This window comes from Hydrococcus rivularis NIES-593, assembly GCF_001904635.1.
Lineage (GTDB): Bacteria > Cyanobacteriota > Cyanobacteriia > Cyanobacteriales > Microcystaceae > Hydrococcus > Hydrococcus rivularis.
In genome coordinates this window covers 82391-93030 of the sequence record NZ_MRCB01000019.1, presented here as the reverse complement: position 1 = coordinate 93030, position 10640 = coordinate 82391, and the positions used below count along the sequence as shown (strand labels likewise).

At 46.8% G+C, this 10640-nt stretch carries 9 protein-coding genes; 4 read left to right on the top strand and 5 right to left on the bottom strand.

All coding sequences use genetic code 11. The features are described 5' to 3' along the window. Positions 1-99: 99 nt before the first annotated feature. The 3 genes from NIES593_RS15555 (at position 100) to proC (ending at position 2666) form a co-directional block, all read left to right on the top strand. The gene (locus NIES593_RS15555) at positions 100-756 is read left to right on the top strand and encodes a YggS family pyridoxal phosphate-dependent enzyme (protein ID WP_073600450.1); all 657 of its coding nucleotides are present in this window, start codon (positions 100-102) and stop codon (positions 754-756) included. Between the two features lie 421 nt (positions 757-1177). Further along, a complete protein-coding gene (locus NIES593_RS15550) occupies positions 1178-1753 on the top strand; it encodes a cell division protein SepF (RefSeq protein WP_073600449.1) in 576 nt (191 codons plus the stop codon). 103 nt (positions 1754-1856) lie between these two features. After that, the gene (gene proC, locus NIES593_RS15545) at positions 1857-2666 is read left to right on the top strand and encodes a pyrroline-5-carboxylate reductase (protein WP_083602463.1); all 810 of its coding nucleotides are present in this window, start codon (positions 1857-1859) and stop codon (positions 2664-2666) included. A 302-nt stretch (positions 2667-2968) separates the two neighbouring features. On the opposite strand, the gene NIES593_RS15540 is transcribed toward proC, so the two are convergent. The 5 genes from NIES593_RS15540 to argZ all read right to left on the bottom strand — a co-directional run bounded on the left by NIES593_RS15540 (position 2969) and on the right by argZ (position 9236). Beyond that, positions 2969-4516: a ferredoxin--nitrite reductase gene (locus NIES593_RS15540; protein ID WP_073600447.1), complete on the bottom strand. Its 1548-nt coding sequence runs from the start codon at positions 4514-4516 to the stop codon at positions 2969-2971. A 390-nt stretch (positions 4517-4906) separates the two neighbouring features. After that, positions 4907-5887 (bottom strand): 30S ribosomal protein S1, encoded by a 981-nt coding sequence (locus tag NIES593_RS15535; protein WP_073600446.1) that lies wholly within the window; start codon positions 5885-5887, stop codon positions 4907-4909. A 261-nt stretch (positions 5888-6148) separates the two neighbouring features. Further along, positions 6149-6691, bottom strand: coding sequence for a transcriptional regulator NrdR (nrdR, locus tag NIES593_RS15530; RefSeq protein ID WP_073600445.1), 543 nt, complete (start codon positions 6689-6691; stop codon positions 6149-6151). Positions 6692-6878: 187 nt separating this feature from the next. Further along, positions 6879-6974, bottom strand: a complete 96-nt coding sequence (locus NIES593_RS15525; protein WP_073600444.1) for a photosystem II reaction center protein T — start codon at positions 6972-6974, stop codon at positions 6879-6881. Positions 6975-7115: 141 nt separating this feature from the next. After that, a complete protein-coding gene (argZ, locus tag NIES593_RS15520; RefSeq protein WP_073600443.1) occupies positions 7116-9236 on the bottom strand; it encodes a bifunctional arginine dihydrolase/ornithine cyclodeaminase in 2121 nt (706 codons plus the stop codon). 289 nt (positions 9237-9525) lie between these two features. Between argZ and NIES593_RS15515 the strand changes: the two genes are divergently transcribed. Then, positions 9526-10608, top strand: coding sequence for a class I fructose-bisphosphate aldolase (locus NIES593_RS15515; protein ID WP_073600442.1), 1083 nt, complete (start codon positions 9526-9528; stop codon positions 10606-10608). The last annotated feature ends 32 nt before the right edge of the window (positions 10609-10640 follow it).

Genomic DNA, 10640 nt, shown 5'->3' with positions numbered 1-10640 from the left:
ACTCTGGTTAAGCTTTTGTTACATACTGATAAATTTCCCCGCCGACTTACTTACAGTAGTAATTTTCTCTAATTCCGACTTTCGACTTCCGATTTTTCTATGACGATTGCCCAACGCATTAACCAGATTCGCCAACAGATACCGCCTCAGGTGCGTTTAATCGCTGTCACCAAACAAGTATCGGTAGAGGCGATACGAGAAGCTTATGCAGCAGGCATACGAGATTTTGGAGAGAATCGCCTGCAAGAAGCGTTACTGAAACAGGAGCGACTGCAGGATTTATCTGACATTTGTTGGCATTTTATCGGGCATATACAGGCAAATAAAGCTAAAAAAGTCCTAGAACATTTTCAATGGATTCATTCCGTTGACGATCTTAAAATTGCTCAGCGTCTTAATCGTCTAGCCGCTGAGTTACCCTATCCCCCTCAAGTCTGCCTTCAAGTAAAAGTCTTGCCCGATCCCAATAAATATGGTTGGCAGATTCCCGAATTACTGACAGCGTTACCCGATTTAGAGCAATGTCATCATCTCAAAATTCAAGGTTTGATGACAATTTTGCCACTAGGATTATCCCAAGAACAAATTTTGGCAGCCTTTCAACAAACCCGCGAACTTGCTCGGACAATCGAGCAGCGATCGCACCTACGGATGGAGCAGTTATCGATGGGAATGTCGGACGACTATTTGCTTGCCGTTCAAGCAGGTGCAACTATGATTCGTTTGGGAAGAATTATTTTTGGAGAAAGAACATAAAGATTTAATTAAGAGCGTTTGACAAACCCAAACTAAGACTTTACTGTTTCTTTATAAAACATTAGGCGAGCGCCTAAAATCTGCATGGATTGTCGTGCAATCCGCAAGGTGGTTTTGCCTATTCCTAGAGAGATCTAGAATCAATCGTTCAAGGGAACCAATTATAGAGTCAATACGACTAGATTAGGGAAATTAACCAAATCTAACCTCTGAAAACTCACATTGATTCAGCTTGAGAGATTGTTTAGGCGTTCATCTGTACTAACTAAGTTTTTTCAGGATAACAGTAAAAGAAAGCGATAGCAACTTAATAAACTGTCGATTTTTTTCTGTTTCCCGATCTTTCTCTCAAAAATCTCCTGACTAGACTGCCGTAAGGCTTGATTACATCAAAATCTCAAGTCGTAGAGGAATATATACTGTGAATACGATTCTGACAAAGCTAAAAGACTTTGTAGGCATCACGGAGCCTGACGAATACGATGACTACGAGGAATGGGAGCAGTATCCCCATAATGAACCGGAAGAACCCGACGGGATAGCCGAACAAGAGCCTCAATCTCGCAGACGAAATCGAGAACCTATAAATTTAACTACAGAAACGGTAATGGGATCTAGTACGAGAAGTAATGTGATTGGTATGCCAGGAATTACCAACGGGATTGCAGAAGTCGTCGTAATCGAACCGCACTCCTTTGAAGAAATGCCCCAAGTGATTCAAACGCTACGGGAGCGCAAATCAGTTGTTTTAAATCTCAATGCCATGAATCCGGCAGAAGCGCAACGGGCAGTAGACTTCGTGGCTGGCGGTACCTATGCGATCGACGGACATCAAGAACGCATTGGAGAAAGCATTTTTCTATTCACGCCTAACTGCGTTAAAGTCAGCACCCTTTCGGGAACTGTCCACGATGTAGCGGAAATGCCAAAAGCTTCGCCTCGTCCAGCCTCACCTACTCCGGCTTGGGGAGCAGAAGTCAATCGGATCGCTCAGTAAGGATAAAGGAAAAAGGATAAAACCAAACAAAAAGATTAATTCGATTTTTGATTTGCTATCCTTTATCCTCAGTCCTCTATCTTTTTTAGATTATCAAAATCGGGTGTCTGTTAAATTAGGTATTATCGGCGGCGGGGTAATGGCAGAAGCAATTTTATCCCGCTTGATTGCTGCGAAAGTTTACTCGACCGATGAGATATCGGTTAGCGAACCTTTGTCGCAGCGAAGAGATTTTTTGCAACAGAAGTATCGTATTCGAGTCGCTTTTGATAACAAAGCGGCGGCTGCATCGGAAGTTTTGTTGCTGGCGATTAAACCGCAAGCGTTAGAGGCAGTCGTGTCTGAGTTAGGCAACGGGGCGCTACAAGAAAAACCATTGCTAGTTATCTCGATTCTGGCTGGCGTTCCCTTAAGTCGTCTAGAGTCAGCTTTTCCGGACAAGCCCGTCATTCGTGCGATGCCCAATACCCCTGCGACGGTAGGTGCGGGAATAACTGCGATCGCGCCTGGTAAAAAAGTAGAAAACCATCATCTATCCCTGGCGAGATCTATTTTTGAAGCCGTGGGGCAAGTCGTAGAAGTTTCGGAATCGCTCATGGACGCGGTAACGGGTTTATCGGGATCGGGACCCGCTTATGTCGCGATCGCGATCGAAGCCTTAGCCGATGGGGGAGTTGCTGCTGGATTGCCCCGTGCCGTTGCCTTTCAATTGGCGCTACAAACCGTACTGGGGACGGCAACACTCATCCAGGAATCGCAATTACATCCAGCCGAATTAAAAGATAGAGTAACCAGTCCTGGTGGAACGACCATTGCTGGGGTAGCGCAGTTGGAGAGGGCTGGTTTTCGTTCGGCTTTGATCGAAGCAGTCCAGGCAGCAACTCGGCGTTCGCAGGAGTTGGGGCGATCGTAGTTGGCGGTTTGGTAGTAATAACTTACCTATTATGGCTAATTAGTAGTGCGAGCGTCCCGCTCGCATATAGTCCCGAAAAGCGCTTTTCATTCCGGCTCGCACTACGTATAATTCCGATACAAACGGATTCGATTTGGGATTTAAATCCCAAGCTAATAGCTTATACCAATTTTCAGGTTTTCGCGATCGANCATTCTTCTCCCCTCTCCCAAATAGGGAGAGGGGTTGGGGGTGAGGGCGATCGACTATCTCTGTAAAATGGGTAAAATGGTATTAAATCCTCTTTAGAAGAGGAGGGACAGCTACTTCTGCTTGGGCTTAGCGCCAAAATTCTCAATCAGGATATTTTTCAAGACTGGCAATAAATCCTCGCAGGCAATACCTTTCTGCACGCAAGTCCCAAGCCGAGCATCCTTGCCGACTTTGCCGCCCATATACAAATCTACGCCTTCTACAGTTTTGCCGTCTTTGCGTACTTTCGTGCCCATCAGTCCGATATCGGCGACTTGAGGCTGCCCGCAAGAGTTAGGACACCCCGTCCAATGAATTCGCACCGAACGAGATAATTCTAATTCTTCGTCTAACGCCTTTGCTAAAGCGAGGGCACGATTTTTCGTTTCCACTAGGGCAAAATTGCAAAATTGAGCGCCCGTGCAAGAAACCAAGGCACGTTCTAGAGGCTTGGGACTAATTGTAAATTTCTGGAGTAGCGGTTCGGCTAAAAAAGCATCCAAATTCTCATTGGGAATGTTGGGAATAATCACGTTTTGTTCGACAGTGAGGCGAATTTCTCCACTGCCATAAACTTCTGCCATTCGTGCCAAGTCCAACATATCCCGAGCATACAGTCGTCCCACGGGAACGTGCAAGCCAACAAAGTTAAGACCGGGTTGTTTTTGCGGGAAAATGCCGATAAAATCGCGTTTTTCCCAGTCTATCTCGTCTTTTTGCGCTTCTGTAGCCAGAGGACGACCGAATTGCTTCTCCACCATCGAACGAAATGTTTCTATACCCACTTCGTCAATTAGCCACATCAGTCGTGCTTTCTGGCGATTGGCACGCAAGCCATGGTCTCGAAAAACGATCAAAATAGCCCTGCACAAATCGACTACATCGTCATTGGGCGGTACCCAAGCATTGAGAGGAATTGCCGCTTCGCAACGTTTAGCCGAGAAAAAGCCGCCGACGAGCACGTTAAAGCCTAACTGCCCGTCTTTATAAGCGGGAACGAAGGCAATATCGTTAATTTCGGCGTGGACTGAGTTATCTCGTCCGCCTTCGATCGCGATATTGAATTTTCGAGGCAGATTGGTAAACTCATAATTACCCTCGCCGCTATTGGTAATAGCATCTTGGACTTTTTGGACTAACTCGCGAGTATCGATTAACTCATCGGCATCCAGTCCCGCCACCGGAGACCCTGTGATGTTGCGAACGTTATCCATTCCAGACTGCACGGAAGTCATTCCCACGGCTTTGAGACGGCGAACGATATCGGGTACGTCTTCGATGCGAATACCTCGCAACTGGAAATTTTGTCTGGTGGTGATGTCAGCGTTGCCATCATCGCCGTAACGCTGAACGATTTCGGCTAGAACTCGCATCTGCTGGCTGGTGAGAATGCCATTGGGAGTCCGCATCCGCATCATGAATTTACCTGGGGTGACGGGACGGTAAAAAATCCCCATCCATTTGAGCCGATGTTCTAAGTCGGTTTTGTCCATGGCTTCCCAGCCAATTTGAGCAAAATGTTCCAGTTCGTCTTTTATTGCTAGTCCGTCTTTTTCTGCTTTAAATTTTTCAAATTTGTTCTGGGTTGCTGCTTCGTCTCGTCGGGGTGCTTGTACCACGGGATCGTTCCTCCTTAAATCCGGTCTGGATTGCTAGATTATTGAATTGACTGAAGTTTTTGCGATCGATGCCTATGAGGGCTTTACCAATATTTTGTTAAGATGTTTGACTCGGTAGCTGTATAGCTTTAAATATTGGAAAACATCTAAGATAGGATAGGTTTACTATTAATTCATGTAAACATTTAATTAATTTTATCCGGGTAAATTTTGTAATGCTTGTAACGAAAAAGTTTATTTCATGAATAAGCTGCATTCTTAAAGTGCAATATGCGCATAGAAAGCCTTCGCTCTCAAGTTCTGTACAATAATCTCGTTACAAAAAAGGAGGGGGGTTCCCTCCTGTTTTATGTATATTCTTTTGCCTACTAGATTCAGAAACAGTTTGGTTTAATCTTCTGTCGCTGCAATCGCCATTTCTTCGTCTAGAGCGGGAGGAATGTCTGCCTCGTCAACAACTTTTTCTTGCGCTTCAGCCAACAACTTCTGACGGTACTTCTCAGCCATTTCTTCGGCTTTCTCGAAGACTAGTTGGCGATTTTTGAGCATATCGCCAGGTTCTGGTTCTAGCTGCTTGGTCGATAGCGAAATTCGCCCTCTGTTCGCATCTAGGTCGATGATCATCACTTTTAATTCATCGTTGACGTTAAAGACGCTGTGAGGCGTATCGATGTGGTCGTGAGAAATTTCTGAGATATGCAGTAACCCACTGACTCCGCCAATGTCGATAAAGGCACCGTAGGGCTTGATTCCTCTCACCGTTCCCGTGACGACTTGACCGACTTCTAAACCGTGCATCTTGCGTTCTACTAGGGCGCGTCGATGGCTCAATACCAGTCGATTGCGTTCTTCATCAACTTCAAGAAATTTCAAAGGCAGTTCTTGACCGACCAAATCTTCTTTGGCTTCGCGGGCGCTGATATGAGAACCGGGAATGAATCCTCGCAATCCTTCAATTCTGACTAAAGCACCGCCACGATTGGTGGCAAAGACGTTGGCGCGTACTGTAGCGTCTTCTGCTTGCAGTTGACGCACCCTTTCCCAAGCCCGCATATATTCAATGCGACGAATAGAAAGGGTTAACTGTCCGTCTTCATTTTCGTCGGTCAAGATAAAGAATTCCCGCGTCTCATTTGGTTGCAAAACCTCTACAGGGTCGTCAACTCGATTGATTGACATTTCCTGAATGGGAATGAAGGCCGCTGTTTTTGCCCCGATATCAATCAGCGCCCCTTTAGGTTCCATACTAAACACCGTGCCCGGTACGATATCCCCAGGACTGAAGTGATAGTCATATTTGTCGAGAAGGGCGGCAAAATCTTCGTGGGTAAAACCGATCTCTTTAGTAGCTGTTTTTTTCTGACTGACCATGTACGTTTTTTAGCTATCTCCTTGTGTTGCTATGCCTCCTGTTGATGTACACTCACTTTAATTGCGTGCAGCCTACACCTAGTATTATGTTGTACCTTTTACCCGTTGGTTTGACAGGTTCAGATAGTTCGCACAGTAACCTTTTTTTAATAATTCAGGGAGCCATCCCTCTTAAAAAGATTCATTTATTTATTTTAGCGGTTTTCGGCTGCATTAATTGGGTGCATATCAGAGCGAGGAATTTTATATTATATTCTTATTCTAAGAAGAAGTCATTATCGATGAAGAATCTTTTAAGTCTGACTCTTCTAGGACAGGCTCGTGGGAGTCTTGGGCATCTTGCGTCACCTCTGCCGGACTTTGGAGTCGCTCTAAGGTCTTTACGAAATCCTTAATCCCCTTAAACTTGCCATATACAGAGGCAAAGCGAACATAAGCGACCTCGTTTTCGTGACGCAGGTATTGAAGAACTAACTGTCCGATTTCTTGACTGGTTACTTCTCGCTCGGAACGCTGCTGAAGTCGGGCTTCGATTTCATTGACGATCGCTTCGAGTCGTTCGAGAGGAATGCCTGTTTTTTCACAAGCGCGGATTATCCCTCGCAAAAGCTTGGCACGCTCGAAATATTCTCGATGACCGTCTTGTTTGATCACTTTGATGGGAATGGATTCGACTCGTTCGTAAGTGGTGAATCGACCTTTACATCGCAAACATTCTCTACGTCGCCGAATACTTTGTCCCTCTTCTGTGGAACGCGATTCTAAAACTCGGCTATCGGTGTGCTGGCAATAAGGACATAACATGAGTTTGTTTGGAGTGGGTTGCCATCCGCAAAGCGATGACTTAGGAAATCGCTTGCTATATATTTTTCAAGCAAGAAAACAAAAAGCTGAGCCGTTGCCTATTTTTTTCTCAAAAGTGAGAAATAGATAGTAGCGGCTCAAGAACTTTATGTAATATTTAAATGTTATGCAGGTTAGTAATCTGGGACTATTTTTGGATGCGAGGGGGTTCCCGAAACGCGATCGCAAAAAAGATCACTGCGAGTGCCATAGCGACGACTAAGATGTAAGCAACGCTTTCCATATTAAGACTTCCTAAAAATGCTTTAGTTAATATTGTATCAAGAAAGTTGCTCGAATTGAAGTCAGAAGTCGGAAGGCAGAAGGTAGAAGGATTAAATTATTTTTTTCTGCCTTCGTATTCTATCTGCCCGGAAAGTCTTAATTATACTGTTTGAACGAGATGATAGGGACTCGTTAATTTATCTAACTGCTGCACCAACAAACTCAGGAATAATCCCACGTCAGTCACGATGCCGATAGACTCGACCGAACCGCGATCGCTCAGTTTTGTCACCACGGCTGGGTTAATGTCTACGCAGACCATCTTCACGCCAGCGGGGGTCATATTGCCAACTCCAATCGAATGCAACATGCTTGAGAGCATGAGAATCATTTCCGCCCCTTGCAGCAGTCGCGCGTATTCTGCTTGCGCTTTAATTAAATCCATTTCCGTATCCGGCAGGGGGCCGTCGTCGCGAATCGATCCTGCCAAACAGAAAGGAACGTTATTCTTGATGCATTCGTACATGACCCCTTTAGTTAAAACGCCCTGCTCGACTGCTTTGGCGATGCTGCCGCAACGACGAATGGTGTTAATCACTTTGAGGTGATGGCGATGTCCGCCGCGCACTGGCACGCCCCGCTGCATGTCTACGCCGAGAGAAGTGCCCATCATCGCTTGTTCGATATCGTGAACCGCGATCGCGTTTCCTCCCAAGAGAACGTGGACGTATCCTTCCCGGATTAGGCGAGAGAGATGCTGATCGCCTCCGGTATGAATGACCACCGGACCTGCCGTAACCACTACTTTACCGCCGCGATCGCGAATTTTGCGCAGTTCCCAGGCAATTTGTTCGACGACCAATTCGACGCGGCGTTCGCTGGAAACTCCTCCCGACATAAAGGCAAATTCCTGCTGGCTATTGCGTTGTTCGCGCGATTCGGGTTTGCGAGGATTGCGAATCCCTTCTACTCCGACGATAACGCGATCGCCGACTTTAAGATCCCGCAGGAGCTTACAACGAGCGGTCGGTCCATCATCAGAGGTTGACTCTACAACGATTGCGGCATCCATGCGCTGATTTTGTACCTTCACCCACTCGCAATTGACGCGCACTTCGGTAGGATAGATAGTCGTGACGTAGAAGTCATCGGGGGCGACTCCATCTTGGGTGACGACTTCGGTATTGACATCGCAAACTTCTTGGGGTGGAGGGACGGCACCGATTTCGATCAACTGGGTCATGATGTCTTCCATGATCTCATGGGAAGGCGCCGAGACTCTGACTTCTGCCGAAGAGGGACTCTGTCGTTCTATGCCGAGATTGAAATTGAGAACCTTGAAACTGCCGCCATTTTCGACGATAAGATCGAGGGCTTGGTTCATGATCCCCGCATCGAGAAGATGTCCTTCGAGCCTAATAATGCGGCTCTCGACGGGTTCGTTGGCATGGACGTAATCGAGAACGGGTTCGGTGACGCGCAAGGTTAAGCACTTTGCCGCACCGCCTGCTTTGAGAAATTCTGTCAGGGGAGTTTCTATTACTTCAAACCCAATCTCGGTAAGCTTTTGTTTGAGACTGTCGCTTGCCTTGTTCAGGACGATGGTTGAGTTAATATTGACCGCATTGCAGGCGAAATTGACCGCATCGGGTTCGTCGATCGCGATTCGCTTCTCTGCTGGGACGCGCAGTTCGATTAGGCGATTGGAGTAGGAATCAAAAGCAGGAGGATAGTAGAGCAAATAGCCACCTGTGAGGGGACAGAAGCAAGTATCCAAGTGATAGAAGCGCTCGTCTACCAAATGCAGAGACAATACCTCGATATCTAGCCATTTGGCGATGTAGGGATGGGAATCGAGTTCGGTACGAAAGCCGTATCCCGCCCATAACCAACGTCCTTCGCGATCGAGTAGGGCATCTCCGGCTCCTTCAAAGGGTAGGTCTTTGGGAAGTTCGTAAACCGTAAAGTCATTTTCCTCAAACCACTGTTTGAAGTAGGGTTCTTCCCCTTGGCGTTCTTTGTGCAAAAAGCGGCTGAGGACGACGTTATTGCCTAACACCAGTCCAGCATTGGCGGTAAATACCATGTCGGGCCAACCCGGTTGAGGAGGCACCAGCTCGACGATCGCTCGATCTTTGATAACGCGATAGAGTTTCTGCCACTGCTCGACGGCGCGATCGCGCGAGGATTTGTGAATGTTGCCCTCCATCCACGGATTGATGACGTAATCTACGTCGTAGTGGTCGGGGGCACACATCAGGAAGCGAATTGTTTCTGCCATAATCAATAATTGATAAACCTCTTAAAAACTTTCAATAGCTAGGTCTGCTCTAGTGACTTTCAAGCTTATTTCTAGACCAGAAAATTCGATTTTGACCAACCAATCTTTCATTGTAGGCGATAAATTTGCCTTCAGGCAAAGCTTGGCTTTAGCTGGGGGTTAAAGCGCACGATAAGCCCAAACTGCGATCGCCGCCCATGCAGGTCTATCTTGAAAAAGATCTCAGGATCGAAAGAGAGAGTCACAATAGAAATAAAGTCCGCACTTTGAATTTTAGGAAGAAGGGACTATGACTACTACTCTATCTGCTCCCGGCTCTATCGAATCTTGGTTGGGGAACGAAGCAGAAAGTTTACTGACCTACAAAGCAAAGATTCCTCAATCGCTGTTGCACCTGCCTGGACCTGATTTTATCGACAGAATATTGGCTAGTAGCGATCGCAACCCCCAAGTTCTCCGCAGCCTTCAGCAAATCTACTCGACAGGACGGCTTGCCAACACGGGCTATATTTCTATTCTGCCCGTCGATCAGGGCATCGAACATTCCGCCGCTGCTTCTTTTGCCCCCAATCCGATCTACTTCGATCCAGAAAATATTATCAAACTCGCGATCGAGGGTGGTTGCAACGCGGTAGCGACAACTTTGGGAGTTTTAGGGATGATGTCGCGCAAATACGCCCACCGCATCCCCTTCATCGTCAAACTCAATCACAACGAACTATTAACCTATCCCAACCCCTCCGATCAGATTATGTTCGCCAGCGTCGAACAAGCTTGGAATCTGGGGGCTGTAGCGGTTGGGGCGACAATTTATTTTGGTTCGCCAGAATCGAGCCGTCAAATTCAGGAAGTCAGCAAAGCTTTTGCCCGCGCCCACGAACTGGGCATGGTAACGATTCTTTGGTGCTACTTGCGTAACGATGTTTTTAAACAAGATAAAGATTACCATGTCGCTGCCGACTTAACGGGTCAAGCCAATCACATGGGAGTCACCATTGAAGCAGATCTCATCAAGCAAAAACTGCCAGAAAATAATCGGGGTTACGAAGCCGTTGCCAAAGCAACCGGCAAAAAATACGGCAGAACCGACGAGCGAGTCTATAGCGAACTCACTAGCGACCATCCCATCGATCTGACTCGCTATCAAGTTCTCAACTGCTATTGCGGTCGCAGCGGTTTGATCAACTCCGGCGGCGCATCTGGGAAAAATGATTTTGCCGAAGCCGTTCGCACCGCAGTAATTAACAAACGGGCGGGTGGTTGCGGATTGATATCCGGTCGCAAAACCTTCCAGCGTCCTTTTGAGGAAGGAGTTAAGTTATTCCATGCGATTCAAGATGTCTATCTCTCGCCAGAAGTAACGATCGCATAAACTTATACGGGATTGGGCAATTAGATCCCGAT